The organism is Mucilaginibacter panaciglaebae (genome assembly GCF_039539265.1).
GTDB classification, from domain to species: Bacteria; Bacteroidota; Bacteroidia; order Sphingobacteriales; family Sphingobacteriaceae; genus Mucilaginibacter; species Mucilaginibacter panaciglaebae.
Genome location: NZ_BAABCV010000006.1, coordinates 26,240 through 42,283, shown reverse-complemented (window position 1 = coordinate 42,283; position 16,044 = coordinate 26,240). Strand labels below are relative to the sequence as shown.

Below are 16,044 nucleotides of genomic sequence, written 5' to 3'. Positions count from 1 at the left end.
TACAGTGCCGCACTACTCCATCATCAATCTTCTGATCAGCTCTGCGCTTTGCCGCTTACCCTCTTCCAGCCGGCCATCAAAGAATTTCTGCACCTCGTTAAAGTGTTTCTTATAGCCCTCCATATCGCCATAACCAATAATCGACGCCCACTCACGTACAGCCGAGTGAAACTCCAGATCGTCGCCACGGATAGTTTTGTCGTATAAAGCCGCCTGTATCGATTCTTCCAGCAGTTCTTCTTCTTTAAACAGGTATTCAGCAATACCCAACCGCAAGCGAAACGGCGGTGTCTGGCAGATCAGGTTATCGTACGGGTTAACGCCCAGATGATACCAGGCATCAACCATACTCAGAATACTCAGGTGCGAATTAGGTTTCTGCTTGTCATGATCCTTGCCTAACGAGAACTCTTTCATCACCTTGTCATTTAACATAATAGGTTTGCGGCTTTTATGAAACACAAAGTCGCGCGCACGGTAAAGCCGTTTACGGAAAGCGGCTTCCTCTTCCTGTATCATCAGCTTGAACAATTCCGATTCAGATACCGCATACTGCCTCACCTGCTGGCGGGCGTAGGGATTCAATATAGCCAACCCGGCATATACGTGTGCCTTATAACTGAATATACGCAGGGTAGTTAAAATCTTCACATTGTCAATACCCCCTATGTATGACGCGTTTTCCCAGGGGAAGAAACCGGCTTCTTTCCAGGCGGTGCCCATGCTTTCAAAACCTACGTGGGTTACGGCCTGGGTGTCGGCAACTATTTTATCGTGCTCGTGGTAGTCAGCTAACTCGACAATGTCAGAACCAATGGCTGTAAATAAGTCAATCATGCGCTGACGTGCGGCAGCGTCATAGCGGTGTGGTATCAGTATCAATGTTTGGCCTTCCGGCTCAAACCCCGGGCCATGCATCCCATGAAAAGTGATGATCTGTGCGCTTTGCGGCAGGTATTTTTCAAACGCCAGTATTTCGGGTGTTTTTACTGACGTTTGCCCGGCCACAATGGCACCGGGTTTAGTGAATCCGGCATACTCGGCAACTACTTTAGCAATACGCTCGGCCTCGACAGAATAAATGATCAGGTCGCTGGTCTGTGATACCTCTTTACCGCTATCTAACACCTTAATGTTAAAGGGCGATAAATCCTGCTCCAACTGCTGTCTGTTGGCCGGCAAATCGCAGCCGGTAACGGTATAGCCTGCTGTCGCAAACGCCTTTGCGTATAGCCTTCCCATGTCACCTAAACCTATAATTCCGATATTCATGCTGCTAATATAACTAAGTGCAGCAAAAATGCGTACTAAGGGTTAAATAAGTGATGCCTATTTATAGCGCAAACCTGTAAAAAACCAGCTCTTTACTATTTTTTTAAGGTATCATTGTATAATTTTACAATTATGAAGAACTATTTCATGTTGCGACTACCGCTGTTATTGCTGGCGCTATTTGGTTATTTAGCCATTGCCAGCGCACAAGACAGCGTGAACAAAGCAGTTGTTAAAAAACCGGCGACAGTGGCAAAACCTGCCACAGCCAAGCCGGGTGGCATTCCCATTAACCCCAAAACCGGCAAGCCCTATAGCAGATATGGTTACGGCACCTATGCCAAAACCTATCGCGAACGGCTGAAGGCCGACAGTATAAAAAAAGCTGCCTCAACATCTTCAACTGTTGCTACAACTACGCCGGTTACACAGGCAGATACACAACCTGCTGCAACTGCACCTAAAGTAGACAAGAGCCTGTATGGCCAATACCAATATTTGCTTACTAAAGTGTATAACTACCAAAGACCATTTGTAGATGCGATTTGGAAGAATTATACGGATACCTTACGCGGCGTACACAATCAGTTGAAAGCTGCTAATGACAAGATCACTGAGCAGGCCAAAACTATTACCGGGCTGCAGGCCGATGTAGCCGCTAAAGAGCAAGCACTTACACAAACCGATTCTATAAGCTTTTTGGGCATTGACCTTACAAAAAGTAGTTATAACTTGATCATGTGGGGGTTGGTGCTGGTTATAGGTGCTATAGCTGCTATAGTTATTGCCCGAACAGGTAGTTCTCGTAAAGAAGCCATTTATCGTATTACCTTGTATAACGAGTTAGAGGAGGAGTTTAAAACGTTCAAGGCCAAAGCCAACGAAAAGGAAAAGAAACTGGCTCGCGAGCTACAAACAGAGCGCAACAAACTGGATGAGCTAACCGGGCGGGGATAGATCAATCAGTCGCCCGAAAATGAAAGCTTATCTTTTTGGATGGAACCCTCTTAAATTTGAGTGGGCGGATATTGCTAATGATATTAAAACACTGGCTAAAAACGGCAAACTCGAGGATAACTGGAGCGTGGCCAGCCATAAAACCATTCAGCCGGGCGACCGCGCTTATGTAGTCCGTGTAGGCGTTGAACCCAAAGGAATTTTTGCATCCGGCATTATTGCCTCAGAGCCTTACCTGGCTTTCCGTAAAGGGCGGCATTATCACCGGATCACTATAGCGCTGGATGTATTGCTTAATCCGGATAAAGAGCCCATCCTCAGCCTCGATATTTTAAGGACCGGTAACCTCGCTGCACAAACCTGGACGCCGCAGGCATCAGGCATATCCATCCGCCCCGAACTGATTGATGAATTAGAGGGCGTTTGGCAGGACTTTCTGAATCCAGGGGAATGAGTATGACCTTTACTGATCTGATTGTTTACATCGCCTTATTAGTGGCCGCAGTGCTTGCTTATCGCACCGGCAAGTTAACGCTCACCGGTGCAGTAACCGGCTATGTTGTTGGCTTATGCATTTATAAAGGCGCGGGCATTGCCGGACTTATTCTGTTAGCTACGTTTTTCTTCATCGGTTCATGGGCTACGAAATGGCATATCAATAAAAAAACAGCACTCGGCATGGCCGAAAAAAACAAAGGCCGCCGCACAGCAGGGCAGGTATTAGCTAATGGCGGCATAGCTGGTTTATTAGGTTTGGCGAGTTGGCTGTCGCCAGATAAAGCAAACATCGCCTTGTTGATGATTGCAGGTAGCATGGCTGCAGCTACAGCCGATACCTTGTCCTCAGAATTAGGAATGATTTATGGTCGCAGGTTTTTCAATATTCTTACTTTAAAAAAAGACACCTGCGGACTGGATGGAGTAATCAGTATTGAGGGTACCTTAATAGGCCTGGCAGGCTCCATAGTGATAGCCGCAATCTATTCAGCGGCATCGGGCTGGGGCATTGTCTTCTGCTGGATCACTCTGGCAGGATTTATCGGAAATTTAATTGATTCTATATTGGGTGCGTCGTTGGAGCGACGCAGCTTTATTGGCAACAATTCAGTTAACCTTTTGAATACACTGGCTGGGGCAATAGTGTGTTGGTTGTTAGTGTAATCATGTATGGTGCCGCCTGGCAGATTCCTCGCTATCGCTCAGAATGACACTTATTTCAAACAAAAAGCCATCCGACCTCAATCGAATGGCTTTTTATATATTTTGGATCTTCCGGTCCTATCACACTTTGATCTCAACTTCAACGCCGCTAGGCAACTCAAGTTTCATCAGCGCATCTACAGTTTTTGAGTTTGAGCTGTAGATATCCAATAGTCTTTTGTAAGAGCATAGTTGGAATTGCTCACGTGCTTTTTTGTTTACGTGCGGTGAACGCAAAACAGTGAAAATTTTCTTTTCGGTTGGTAACGGAAGCGGTCCGCTAACTACAGCGCCTGTCGGCTTTACTGTTTTTACGATCTTCTCTGCTGATTTATCAACCAGGTTGTAATCGTAAGATTTTAATTTGATTCTGATTCTTTGGCTCATTTTGTTTGTTTTAATGACAATTCCTAAGAGCTATTTATTAGGAGCGATCGGATTTATTGATTTTAAAAGTTGATTGGCAACTAATCTTTAATCACCAATCAACTAATCTTTAATTACGCGTTTGCGGCAGCTCTTTTGCCTTTTGCTTTAGCAACTACTTCTTCCTGTACGTTACGTGGCGCTTCGGCATAGTGATCAAACTCCATGGTTGAAGTAGCACGGCCAGATGTGATGGTACGTAACTGGGTTACATAGCCAAACATTTCTGAAAGCGGCACGGTAGCTTTAATTACCTGTGCACCTGCACGTGAGTCCATACCTAACAGCTGGCCACGACGACGGTTCATGTCACCGATAACATCACCCATGTTTTCTTCAGGGGTTAAGATCTCGATTTTCATGATCGGCTCTAATAATACCGGTTTACATTTTGGCAATGCCTCACGGTAAGCCATCTTGGCAGCTAACTCGAAAGATAGCGCGTCCGAATCGACTGCGTGGAATGAACCATCAATTAACCGTACTTTTAAGCTGGTTAAAGGGTAACCTGCCAACACACCATTTGCCATTGAAGCTGCAAAGCCTTTTTCGACAGATGGAATAAACTCACGAGGGATAGCACCACCGCTAATTTCGTTAACAAATTGTAAACCTTCTTTACCTTCGTCATTTGGTGATAATATAACCTGTATATCAGCAAATTTACCACGACCACCGGTTTGTTTCTTGTAAGTTTCGCGGTGTTGGATAGTACCTGTGATTGACTCTTTGTAAGCAACCTGCGGAGCACCCTGGTTAACCTCAACTTTAAACTCGCGTTTTAAGCGGTCCATGATGATATCCAAGTGAAGTTCGCCCATACCTGAAATTACAGTTTGTCCGGTCTCTTCGTCAGAGTTTACACGGAAGGTTGGATCCTCTTCGGCTAACTTACCTAAAGCCATACCCAATTTATCAACGTCTGCCTGAGTTTTAGGCTCAATAGCTAAACCGATAACCGGGTCAGGGAAATTCATTGATTCCAGGATGATCGGATGTTTTTCGTCACAAAGAGTATCACCTGTTTTAATATCTTTAAAGCCTACTACGGCAGCAATATCACCAGCACCTACATTAGGGATCGGGTTTTGCTTGTTAGCGTGCATTTGGAATATACGAGAGATACGCTCTTTATTGTCAGAACGCATGTTGTGTACATACGAGCCTGCCTCCAGGTTACCAGAGTAAACACGGATAAAGCATAAACGGCCTACAAACGGGTCAGTAGCAATTTTAAATGCTAAAGCCGCAAACGGCTCTTTAACATCCGGTTTACGTAATATTTCTTCGCCTGTATCAGGGTTGGTACCAATGATACCTTCAACGTCCATAGGTGAAGGAAGCAATTCCATCACATAATCAAGCATGGTTTGTACACCTTTGTTTTTAAAAGATGAACCGCATACCATCGGAACGATTTTAGCGTCTAATACTGCTTTACGTAAAGCGTCAAGCACCTCGCGCTCAGTAATAGTATCCGGTGCGTCAAAGAATTTCTCCATTAACGACTCGTCATACTCAGCAACCGACTCTAATAATTTCTCTCTCCACTCGGTAGCTTCGTCAACCATATCTTCGGGGATAGGCACTTCAGTAAAGGTCATACCCTTATCATGCTCATTCCAGACAATACCTCTCCAGTTGATCAAATCAACCACACCTTTAAAGTTCTCTTCGGCACCAATTGGCAATTGCAATGGTACTGCGTTGCTGCCCAACATGCTTTTTACCTGTTTTACAACATTTAAAAAGTCGGCACCGCTGCGATCCATTTTGTTAACGAAACCTATACGGGCAACGTTGTAGTTATTAGCAAGCCTCCAGTTAGTTTCTGATTGTGGTTCAACACCATCAACCGCACTAAATAAGAAAACCAGACCATCCAGTACACGTAACGAGCGGTTCACCTCTACGGTAAAATCCACGTGTCCGGGTGTATCAATGATGTTCATGTGATAGTTGTGGCCTCTGTATTTCCAGTTAACTGTAGTAGCAGCCGAAGTAATGGTAATACCACGCTCCTGCTCTTGCGCCATCCAGTCCATCGTAGCAGCACCTTCGTGTACCTCACCTATTTTGTGGCTAACGCCGGCATAATAAAGGATACGCTCGGTTGTGGTAGTTTTACCTGCATCAATGTGAGCAGCAATACCTATGTTTCTTGTATATCTTAGATCTCTTGACATATTAATTATTGAGTTATTGAATTATTGAATTAATGAATATTTTAAATGTTCATTGAATCTCCGAAATAATGAATTACTGATTAGGTTGATATTACCAAATCAATAATTCACTAATTCAATAATTCATTAATTAGAATCTAAAGTGTGAGAACGCTTTGTTAGCCTCGGCCATTTTGTGCGTATCCTCTTTCTTTTTCACTGCTGCACCTTCACCTTTAGCTGCCGAGATGATCTCTCCTGCTAATTTCTCCATCATGGTTTTTTCGCCACGTCTGCGTGCATAGCTGATCAACCATTTCATACCCAAAGCAATTTTACGCTCCGGACGAACCTCAGTTGGAACCTGGAAGTTAGCACCACCTACACGGCGGCTTTTAACTTCAACAGCCGGCATAATGTTGTTCAAAGCCTTTTTCCAGGTCTCTAAACCATTTTCGCTGGTTTTTTTCTCAACAATATCAACTGCGTTATAGAAAATGCTGTAAGCGGTAGATTTTTTACCATCATACATCATATTATTTACAAACCTGGTTACCAAAACATCATTGAATTTTGGATCAGGAAGAAGGATTCTTTTTTTTGGTTTTGATTTTCTCATTGTTACTATCCTCCTTTAATTATTTCTTTTTACCTTTTGCAGGAGCTGCAGCAGCTTGACCTGGTTTAGGGCGTTTAGTACCATATTTTGAACGACGTTGGTTACGACCTGCAACACCAGAAGTGTCCAGTGCACCACGAATGATGTGGTAACGTACACCCGGTAAGTCTTTAACACGACCGCCACGGATCAACACGATTGAGTGCTCTTGTAAGTTGTGGCCTTCACCAGGAATGTAAGCATTTACTTCTTTACCGTTGGTTAAGCGCACACGGGCAACTTTACGCATTGCTGAGTTTGGTTTCTTAGGGGTAGTGGTATACACGCGGGTGCATACTCCTCTTCGCTGTGGACAGCTGTCCAACGCTGGCGACTTACTCTTGTCAACCAGAGCTACTCTACCTTTTCTAACTAATTGATTGATAGTAGGCATTCTTGCTTTCTTGTTTTGTTTTTCTCTATTCCCGCTGCCGCCTACATTGGCGGGCAGTTTTCGGGACTGCAAAAGTACGGAGTTATTTTATGATTTTCAAGTGGTTATACGAAAATATTTTTCAATTAATTTGATTGGCGCGATTGGGTGGGTGGTGTGGATAGTTGGTAAGCTGCTGATTGGTTATATGGAGCGAAAGATTCAGAAAGATAGTGAGTAATTAGATTGGTGGGGTTTTGGTGGGTTAGGTGAGTAGTTAATGGGTTAATTAAGTAGGTAATTTGACATGGTTGATGGTATAGATGTGATTGGCGAGCAATGGCGTTGCCTGCGGCCCAGGCTTTCCGCTCATACTGCGCAGGCCTTAGCCACAAGCCGGTATCTGCTGCAATCCTTAACGCGGCCGACGCGCTGGGGCCATTTGTTTGCACTATGATTTGTAAGATTAATTGATACATTTATTAAGGAGCGACGAGGAACCTCCTTCACTTTGGCCAGCTTGGGATACGATGGTCAAGCTAAATAGCATTATAAATGTCGAAATCTTAAAATCACGTTGTAGCACTATTTAATCTAAAATTATGGTGATATTGTATGCCTTGTTTATTAAGACCGAATTGCTACGGCCTATCCTATTTTTTTACTCCCAGCCGGAGACGTTATGTCCACCGCCATTGTCAGAGACAATGCGATCAAGGTCCTTCAGAAGACCTTATTCCCCACTGGCATGCGTTATGCCATATCAGCAGATGGTATGGCTGCTTGTTTGGATAAAGAAAGAAAACTTATTATCTACGGTCAATTGCTGGCCGACGGCAGTTTCGCTTTTTACAAACTGGTCGATTTTCCGGAAATGATCTCGCCGAAATCTTTAGCGGTGATTAAAAATCATATCGTACTCGGTGGAGAAAATAATTTAAGTTTTGGCAACAATATACGTTCACGCGAATTGGTCGCGACTTATAATCTTTTAAGCGGACAGTTTACAGCGCTGGAAATGCCCTTTCAAAAAAGTGGTAAATGTGTAGATGATCTACTCCTTAACGGCGATAGTGTGATAGCTGTGGATAATATTGTCTACCCCTATATCCTGACTTACGATTTTAAAGACCCATATGCACCCTGCCTAGTTAATACTCTACAGTTACCCAATAACGGCACTTATAAAACTATAAAAAAGGGCAGCATGTCTGCTACTTATTTAGCCTTATTATCTTCTACGCATGGAGATGCAGGAGGTGGAAAATATATTAATATCTTCCGGACGGGGAACTATCAAGATTATATCCGGCTAGAAAAATCGTTCGGATGGGAAACTAAGTCCGGAAAATATAATTGGAGCGACATTTTGATTATAGATAATTTTCTTTGTATCGCCGCTCGTGAAGACGGCATTGGCCTGTTCAAGATCGAAGAATTCCCCGGCGCAGGAGCTCCTATCATCGACCGGAGCAGTGAAGTACAGTATGCAGAGCAGGACTATAAAAAAGTACGTTACATTTCATTAAACTTAGACCAGTATGCGACAACACATAACAAAGGCGGACGCGCAAGAACGCAGGATTTTGTCAGCGCCCGTCAGACGGGGCTTTCGGGCGAAAGACGGTAAAACAATGCCAGCCGGTGCGGCTGCAGGGGGCATTACAGAATTTGCAGAAGCACAGGCCTAAAGCGTGCGAAGCGGGGCAAAGGCTGTCCGGCCCCGTGGTTTTACCGGCTTTGCAGCGCAATGGGCACAGTGCGGCAAAGAAAGCATTTCGTCTGACTTGACTTTGTTACTTTGTGTCCAAGACAAAGTAACAGCCATTCGCGGCAATTGAGCGAGGCAAGCCCGGTGCGTGAAGCGCCTATCGAAGCGACAGGCAAGTCGGCTATCTATCCGTGTATAGGTTTTTTGGCTATCGCTCAAGAGAGAAGTTCTCCTATCGTCGAAATAACAAAATGCTTAAATATCAGTATCCGTTGACCCTACATTGGTGGAGACAACACAACAAGGCAGGCGCGCAAATCTCTCAAAACAAAAATGCCCATCCAAGCCAGGACGGGCATTTAAAATTTATGGATGCGCGGGAGCTCCGGGGGGCGCAGGCGGTTTTGGCAATGCCCTCGTCGATCCGCAACCTGTGTTTAACATACCTATTACTGCGACAAGCAGTACAAATCCAAATATCTTGCTTTTCATAGGGGTAATGTTTATTGTATAATGCTGATTATAGCCTAATTGTTTGGACTACAGTTTTTTGGGTTACCTTATTAGACAAACTGTATTAAAGTTACCAATTAACCTAAATGAAAACAACCTGGCAAATTATTAAACAACATCCTATAGCTTATATAAGCTTTGTTTTGTATGGTTTGCTTTGGTGTTACGTATGGTATTCCGGGTACAAGTATAATGCCATACGTAAATCTCCCCTCCCGGCAGTTACTTGGCGAAGCGATAGCGTATACTGCCTATTGGCTATTTGGATAGACGTAATATTGATATCGGTTTCCCTTGTAAATGCCATACTCCGAAAAAAACAACGAAAATTTCATTACTCTTTTGCGTACCGATTGCGGTTTTTTTAGGAATTGTTCTGTCTAATTTTTAATGGTTTTTAAGCGGTCAGTTCGAAGTTAGTGATCCAAAAAACACTTAAAAGTCAGGAAAAGTGATCCAAATCGATCCAAACGAAAAGCTTAGTTTTATTAAGATTCTGATTATTAATCATTTACATCGAAGGAGTGATCCAATCGATCCAAATTGATACACACTCGCATGTGGATCAGTTATCAAACGCCAGGTACTTATTGATTTTAATATGCACCTTATCGCCCAACTTATATTTATCAGGCTCGTCATTCAATACCCGCAAGGTGATATCGCCTTTGTTAACCAGCAAGTCTTCATGGTTACCCTTAAACAGCACCTGTTTCACCGTCCAGTCTTTGCGGGTCCAGCTGCCGGTTGGGGCGGCCCATTCGGGGTAGATCACTACGTCTGCAGCTTTGGTACTGATACCGCATAGTGCAGCATTTGCCTGGCTCAGCACATTGCAATTGGTAAGGAGTTTGGCGGTATATAAGTTCTGGGGGGCTTGGTATAAAGTTTTCGGGTGCCCCGCTTCAATGATCTCGCCATCTTTCAGCACAATCAATTCATCGGCCATCGAGAGTACCTCGGCCGGGTCATGTGATACCATGATCACTGTTAAACCGGTATCATGCACAATCTGCCGGATGTCCTGTTGCAAGCCCTCTCTGAAAGATGTATCTACCTGGTTGAAAGGTTCATCAAGCAACAAAACTTCCGGACGGGTTATCAGCGCGCGGGCTATGGCCACACGCTGCTTTTCTCCACCACTTAAAAAGAAAGCTTGCTTACTGGCCAGTTTTAAAATATTAAGCTGTTGTAGCACCTGGCTGGTACGTTCTTCTTTAGCTGAAACATCTGTATTGGGCATTAATACAGCAATATTATCCCAAACTTTAGCATACAGGTTCAGTCCATCAGTATCCTGGGTCACCATTTTCATGGCATCGTGCCCGGGGATCAGCTTTTCTTCGGGCCCCCAGATGCGTTCGCCCTTAAATAATACGCGGCCGTCATCCGGCGACAATAACCCGTACAACAAACGCAGCAATGTGCTTTTGCCGCTGCCACTTTCGCCTATAATGGCCGTTATCTTTTGAGGCTTTATGTTCAAACTTATCCGCTTTACTCCCGCTACTCGCTCGCCGGGGTAAGTTTTACTAACTGCTAAAGCCTGCAAAAAAGACGTATCGCTCATGCCGCAAAGATAGAATGGTTTGAGTTATGGCCTGTATTTTATTATGAAAAACAAAAGGCGATCCAACTGAACCGCCTTTGCCTGATATATGTAGGGTTATTGTTTTAGAAACCAAACGTTAAACCGATCGCAAAATTTCTTAAACCTTCTTGCGCAGGGCTGTTTTCAAACATATCGTTAAAATAATATTTAGCGTACAAACCCGACCAACCGTAGCCTATGCGGGTAAAAGCGCCGTAACGTACTTTCGCAAAATGATAGTCGTCATCAAATTTCTGTTTGCCACGTTCGTCGCTGATCTGCTTAACACGAGCGTTTAACAGCAAGCCCGCTTCCGGACCAACAATAAAGCGAAAGCGTTTACCATTGCTGTATTCTTTAGTTCTAAACTCAAATGAAAGCGGCACACGCAAATAGGTTGACGAAAAGCGATTTTTGCTAAAGTGGATGCTGTCTGTAACATAAGTTAATACCGGAGCATTTCTTTGTATGGTGATGTCATTACGCAGGCGTATCAAGGTCCAGTCGAAACCCGCTGACATATACACTTTAAAACCAGGACTAAAACGATAGCCAAATTGCAGTAAATCAAAGCCTACATTGCTTGATTTCCACGAACGGTAGCTCAAAAAGTCGTTTTTTGGCGACAAGGTGAAGCTACCATTGTCAATTAAAGTAGTTAGCCCCAGATCAAACCTTGAAAATGTGAGGCCAAAATTAAAGCCCGACGATTTAGCATGGCGCTGTCTCGCAATGTTAGTTGACTTTTTAACAGTTGTAGTTGTATCGTTACCGGTGACTGTGGTGGTAGTTGTTTTTACAGTTTTAATTTGTGCAAAGCTCAGGCTTGTAGCATTGCACAATAAAGCAGCGATTATCAGACGTTTCATATTGTGTGTATTTAGATTCTATTTATATATGTTAGTTAATGTTTTCCAAGTTTAACCAATCCGAGATTTACGGCGGTAATTTTTGATCCGGCGTCATCATCATCGCTATCGCTGAACTCTATTAGCTTATCCTCGCGTTTGTCAATTTTGGCTACCAGGGCATTGATCAGACCACCCAAATTGTGTATAGTATGTTTTCTTTCCGGCTCTGCTTCCTTATTATCGGCCCATGCCATACTTTCGGGCTTTTCAGCCGGGATCGATGCAATAGCATCGATAGTTTTTGGTGTTAACCGGATATCAGGCATAACAGGCTTTATGGTAGTAGTTACCGGCCTTGTAATCTGAGCCATTAATTGCAGATTTGCGTTTACAGTTCCCTCATGCTTCACCTCATTATCTGTATTATTTACAACCGGGGCGGTTGGCGGGTTCAGCTGCGAGAATCTGCTATGCGGGCTACCGCTATTTGAAGCAACTTTTTCTACTGAAGAGTTATCAACCATTACAGATTTCTGTGGTTTCACAGCTGGTTTAGTAACAGTCTGCATCGCTGGCTTCGCTGAATCACGATAAACCAGACTCGCATAGTTGTGATGGTGCTCAGGCTTAGTATCTTTTTGAAGAAACAATAAACCGGCAGTAAACACCACCGCTATACAGGCAGCTGCACCCAGATATGAAATCATTGAGCGTTTATCTTTTTTTCCTTCCAACTCATCGGCTATGTTGTTCCAAACCATTGGCGACGGCTCCTCTTCAAAATCCTCAAGTTTTGATCTGAATATTTTATCAAAATTCTTATCCTGCATATCCATATTTTTTCTCCTCCATTTTTACAATCAAATCCCTCAAAATTGCGCGGGCCCTTGACAATTGTGATTTCGATGCACCTTCTGTTATGCCGGCAATTTCCGCGATTTCTTTATGCGAATAGCCTTCAATAGCATACAAATTAAACACCAAACGGTATCCCGGCGACAACCGTTTAATCAATACCATCAACTCCTGCGCACTCATATTTGCCATTGCAGATGGGTTAGCTGACGGCACATCGCTAATTTCGGCAATATCTACCACCTGTATTATTTTATGATGTTTACGATAATACTCTATTGAGCTATGTATCATGATGCGTCTTACCCACCCTTCAAAAGCGCCTTCACCTCTATAATCTTCCAGCTTGTTAAAGATTTTTATAAAGCCATTCTGCAACATATCTTCAGCCTCCATCCTGTCAGTCGCGTAGCGCATGCAAACACCCAGCATTTTTGAAGCAAACTGCTTATACAGCATCTCCTGAGCTTTACGTTCGCCCGCCTTGCTTCGGGTTATTAGTTCATCAATTGTGTAAGCAGGTTTCAATAACATCATTTATTGGTAAGATGACGAATAAGGACAAATGGTTGCACGGGATGATAAATATTTAAAATGATATTCTATAAATGTAGGATTACGTAGTTTGGTGTATTTATTAAATTTTATGTGTATGAGAACAAATATTGAAATAGATGATGAGTTGATGCAAAAAGCTCAAAAATATAGCAACCTTAAAACAAAAAAGGCATTAATCGAAAAAGCTTTGCAATTGTTGGTAAGTATTGATGGTCAAAAAAATTTAATAGACCTATGGGGGAAGGTTGAGATTGACGATAAGGCATTTTTGTAAATGGAAACTATTTTAGCCGACACCTCCGTTTGGATTAATATATTTAAAGGTATTGAAACAAAGGCCAGTGTTTTTTTAAGAGAGAACAATAATATACTGGTCGCTACTTGTCCGACGATCGTTCAGGAAGTTTTGCAGGGAATAGTATCTGATACAGACTACCAAAACATCAGCGAATATTTTAACGATATTATTAATTTACCATCGAACGGTTATGGTTACGCACGGCAAGCTGCTAAACTATATCGCGACCTCAGAAAAATGGCATAACTATACGTAAACCTAATAATTGTCTTATTGCTATTTATTGCGACCAAAAACAATATTGCCATTCTTCATGATGATAAAGATTTCGATCGCATAACAGAATTTAGCGATTTGATTTCGGCATTGTGATCACCTTTTCTCCCTAAATCGCTTATAAATCTTAACCGCCATCATCAATACAACGGAGAAGGCAATTATCCCTACTACACCAAATATCCAGTTAAGCGAGTTTTTCAATACCACCAGGAAAACTATGGCGAAAAGAATAAGAGTAGCCAGTTCATTCCAGAGGCGCAATTGGGTTGAGGTCCATTTGAAGATGCCTTTGCGCATCTGATTCATTTTGTTTTGGCAGATGAAATGGTAGGCAATCAACCCCACCACAAACAAAAGTTTGATATGCAGCCAACCCATTTGGAGCCAAGCCGGCATCAGGTAAAGCATCAGGATACCTGCAGCCAAAACCAGGTACATAGATGGGGTTGTGATGATCCACCACAGTTTGCGTTCCATGATCCCGAACTGTTCAGACAGGATAGTACGCGCCGGCTCGGGTTTATCCTGTGCTTCGGTATGGTAAATAAACAGGCGCACCATATAAAACAGCCCTGCCATCCAGCAGACTACAAAGATGATATGTATGGCTAATACGTATTGGTACATGTTATAATTTAATACCCACGGGTGACACCCTGAGGCACTCAAACGGCAAGCGAGAGCCTCAGTATGAAAACTTCTTTTGTTTATTGGTATTTAAATTGTTTTATCACTTCTACCGCGTACTTTACATTATCAAACGGGATGTCGGGCATAATGCCGTGGCCCAGGTTAAATATGAAGCCATTCTCTCCTCTCATGCGATCAAACAAGCGGTAGATTCTTTCTTTTATTACTTTTTTATCAGCGTATAAAATATGCGGATCGAGATTGCCTTGTACAGCAATATTTTGCGGCAAGCGCTTTTTGATATCAAGCAAATCAACGTTCCAGTCGATAGAAATAACATCAGGTTTGGTCTCGGCCATTAATGGCGCAAATACTGAACTGCCTTTGCAGAATGAAATAACCGGAATATCTTTTCTATTCAGTTTGCTAATGATCTCGGCAATGTAACGATGCGAAAATTCTTTATAATCATCCCAGGCTAAAGCCTGAGCCCAGCTGTCAAATATTTGTATAGCATTTACACCGGCAGCAATTTGCAGGTTCAAATAACCGGCAGTAACAGTAGCTATTTTTGATAACAGTTGATGCGCCAGTTTTGGCTCATTATGCAGCATCAATTTGGTGAGCTTGAAATCTTTTGACGATCCGCCCTCAACTAAATAGCTCATCACCGTAAACGGTGCGCCCGCAAAACCAATCAGCGGGATACTGCCGCTCAGCCGTTGCTGGATAACTTTTATAGCATCGGCCACATACTGCAACCTGTCAAGACAATCGGTGTTCAGGTTGTCGACGTCTTTTTGAGTACGCACCGGATTAGCAAACCGTGGACCAACGCCTTGTTCAAAACTCAGGTCGCCGCCCATAGCCTCGCCGGTAACCAGTATGTCCGAAAATAAAATCGCAGCATCTATTCCCAGCAGATCAACCGGCAACATGGTTACGTCGGCTGCTATTTCTGGTGTTTTACACATCTCCAGGAAATTATATTTGTTTTTAATTTCCCAGTATTGCGGCATAAATCTGCCTGCCTGCCGCATCATCCAAACGGGTGGGCGTTCGGTTTTCTGTGAAAATGCTGCTTTTATAAATAGTGAATCGGTCATTTTGTATATATGTAGATACGCAATACAATCGTGTATCTGTGCAATTATTTATCGGATGCCTAAAAGACGAAACGCCTTGTGTCTCTACGTTGTCTTTCTATTTTTAATCTAATTCCTGATGAAGACGCTTAATTACGTCCTTCATTTTGGCGGTTATCTTGTCCTCGTGTTTATCAGCCAGAGATAAAAAAATCTTAGCCTTTTCAAAATCATTATGGCGAATGCTTAAATTAGCTACATGCACCAATGCTGCTACATGGTCATTTATTGATCGCAACGGATATAATGCGGCAATCTCATAATGCTTTTCTGCCTCGTTAAAATCCTGCCTTTGCAGGCATATTCCGCCGTAAATAAACTCATAAAAACCACGGCGTTTCTTGCTTAACCAGTTTGGATTACTTATTTGCTGCAACAACGATTCAGCCTTATCATAATTTTTGTTATGGAAGGCTTTTGCTGCCATTATTACGGTGCCTTCTTTAAAATAACCCCATATCAGCATTAAAATAAACAACCCGACGACAGCGGCGATCTCATACACATGCCATTTGATGGCTAAAGCCATCGTAATAACAAAAGCGCCTATAACTAGTATGCG

The 16,044-nt window shown here is 43.0% G+C and carries 18 protein-coding genes; 6 read left to right on the top strand and 12 right to left on the bottom strand.

The annotated features are described in order from the left end of the window. Positions 1–12 precede the first annotated feature (12 nt). Entirely contained in the window at positions 13–1,272 is a 1,260-nt protein-coding gene (locus tag ABD772_RS09370; protein ID WP_345103200.1) for an NAD(P)-binding domain-containing protein, read from the bottom strand. A gap of 132 nt (positions 1,273–1,404) precedes the next feature. Between ABD772_RS09370 and ABD772_RS09365 the strand changes: the two genes are divergently transcribed. From ABD772_RS09365 to ABD772_RS09355, 3 genes are read left to right on the top strand one after another with little or no spacing between them, the layout of a single operon-like run. After that, on the top strand, positions 1,405–2,229 hold the full coding sequence (locus tag ABD772_RS09365) for a hypothetical protein (protein WP_345103198.1): 825 nt from the start codon (positions 1,405–1,407) through the stop codon (positions 2,227–2,229). Positions 2,230–2,248: 19 nt separating this feature from the next. Then, entirely contained in the window at positions 2,249–2,683 is a 435-nt protein-coding gene (locus ABD772_RS09360; protein WP_345103196.1) for a hypothetical protein, read from the top strand. A 2-nt stretch (positions 2,684–2,685) separates the two neighbouring features. Then, complete coding sequence (locus tag ABD772_RS09355; RefSeq protein WP_345103194.1) at positions 2,686–3,390, top strand: DUF92 domain-containing protein; 705 nt, start codon at positions 2,686–2,688, stop codon at positions 3,388–3,390. 120 nt (positions 3,391–3,510) lie between these two features. Here ABD772_RS09355 and rpsJ read toward each other — a convergent pair whose 3' ends face one another. The 4 genes from rpsJ to rpsL all read right to left on the bottom strand — a co-directional run bounded on the left by rpsJ (position 3,511) and on the right by rpsL (position 7,072). Beyond that, positions 3,511–3,816: a 30S ribosomal protein S10 gene (gene rpsJ / locus ABD772_RS09350; RefSeq protein WP_022830652.1), complete on the bottom strand. Its 306-nt coding sequence runs from the start codon at positions 3,814–3,816 to the stop codon at positions 3,511–3,513. Positions 3,817–3,929: 113 nt separating this feature from the next. Continuing rightward, positions 3,930–6,041: an elongation factor G gene (gene fusA / locus ABD772_RS09345; protein WP_345103192.1), complete on the bottom strand. Its 2,112-nt coding sequence runs from the start codon at positions 6,039–6,041 to the stop codon at positions 3,930–3,932. Between the two features lie 130 nt (positions 6,042–6,171). Then, the gene (rpsG, locus tag ABD772_RS09340) at positions 6,172–6,639 is read right to left on the bottom strand and encodes a 30S ribosomal protein S7 (protein WP_345103190.1); all 468 of its coding nucleotides are present in this window, start codon (positions 6,637–6,639) and stop codon (positions 6,172–6,174) included. Positions 6,640–6,658: 19 nt separating this feature from the next. After that, positions 6,659–7,072, bottom strand: a complete 414-nt coding sequence (gene rpsL, locus ABD772_RS09335; RefSeq protein WP_230545452.1) for a 30S ribosomal protein S12 — start codon at positions 7,070–7,072, stop codon at positions 6,659–6,661. Positions 7,073–7,733: 661 nt separating this feature from the next. Here rpsL and ABD772_RS09330 point away from each other — a divergent pair. Then, positions 7,734–8,681, top strand: a complete 948-nt coding sequence (locus tag ABD772_RS09330) for a hypothetical protein (protein ID WP_345103188.1) — start codon at positions 7,734–7,736, stop codon at positions 8,679–8,681. A 1,159-nt stretch (positions 8,682–9,840) separates the two neighbouring features. Here the strand turns inward: ABD772_RS09330 and ABD772_RS09325 are convergent. From ABD772_RS09325 to ABD772_RS09310, 4 genes are all read right to left on the bottom strand, one after another. Continuing rightward, complete coding sequence (locus ABD772_RS09325; RefSeq protein WP_345103186.1) at positions 9,841–10,845, bottom strand: ABC transporter ATP-binding protein; 1,005 nt, start codon at positions 10,843–10,845, stop codon at positions 9,841–9,843. A 104-nt stretch (positions 10,846–10,949) separates the two neighbouring features. Further along, entirely contained in the window at positions 10,950–11,735 is a 786-nt protein-coding gene (locus ABD772_RS09320) for an outer membrane beta-barrel protein (protein ID WP_345103184.1), read from the bottom strand. Between the two features lie 35 nt (positions 11,736–11,770). After that, positions 11,771–12,553, bottom strand: a complete 783-nt coding sequence (locus ABD772_RS09315; protein ID WP_345103182.1) for a hypothetical protein — start codon at positions 12,551–12,553, stop codon at positions 11,771–11,773. Further along, the gene (locus tag ABD772_RS09310) at positions 12,537–13,109 is read right to left on the bottom strand and encodes an RNA polymerase sigma factor (protein ID WP_345103180.1); all 573 of its coding nucleotides are present in this window, start codon (positions 13,107–13,109) and stop codon (positions 12,537–12,539) included. The genes ABD772_RS09315 and ABD772_RS09310 overlap by 17 nt, the downstream gene beginning before the upstream one ends. A 115-nt stretch (positions 13,110–13,224) precedes the next feature. Between ABD772_RS09310 and ABD772_RS09305 the strand changes: the two genes are divergently transcribed. Together ABD772_RS09305 and ABD772_RS09300 are read left to right on the top strand one after the other, a co-directional pair. Further along, the gene (locus ABD772_RS09305) at positions 13,225–13,404 is read left to right on the top strand and encodes a type II toxin-antitoxin system VapB family antitoxin (protein WP_345103178.1); all 180 of its coding nucleotides are present in this window, start codon (positions 13,225–13,227) and stop codon (positions 13,402–13,404) included. After that, positions 13,405–13,674: a PIN domain-containing protein gene (locus ABD772_RS09300; RefSeq protein ID WP_345103176.1), complete on the top strand. Its 270-nt coding sequence runs from the start codon at positions 13,405–13,407 to the stop codon at positions 13,672–13,674. It abuts the gene before it with no gap. A 126-nt stretch (positions 13,675–13,800) separates the two neighbouring features. On the opposite strand, the gene ABD772_RS09295 is transcribed toward ABD772_RS09300, so the two are convergent. From ABD772_RS09295 to ABD772_RS09285, 3 genes are all read right to left on the bottom strand, one after another. Then, positions 13,801–14,334 carry a CopD family protein gene (locus ABD772_RS09295; RefSeq protein ID WP_345103174.1) on the bottom strand — a complete coding sequence of 178 codons (534 nt, stop codon included), beginning with the start codon at positions 14,332–14,334 and terminating at the stop codon, positions 13,801–13,803. Positions 14,335–14,414: 80 nt separating this feature from the next. Next, complete coding sequence (hemE, locus tag ABD772_RS09290; protein WP_345103171.1) at positions 14,415–15,443, bottom strand: uroporphyrinogen decarboxylase; 1,029 nt, start codon at positions 15,441–15,443, stop codon at positions 14,415–14,417. A gap of 103 nt (positions 15,444–15,546) precedes the next feature. Beyond that, positions 15,547–16,011 carry a tetratricopeptide repeat protein gene (locus ABD772_RS09285; RefSeq protein ID WP_345103169.1) on the bottom strand — a complete coding sequence of 155 codons (465 nt, stop codon included), beginning with the start codon at positions 16,009–16,011 and terminating at the stop codon, positions 15,547–15,549. Positions 16,012–16,044: the final 33 nt, after the last annotated feature.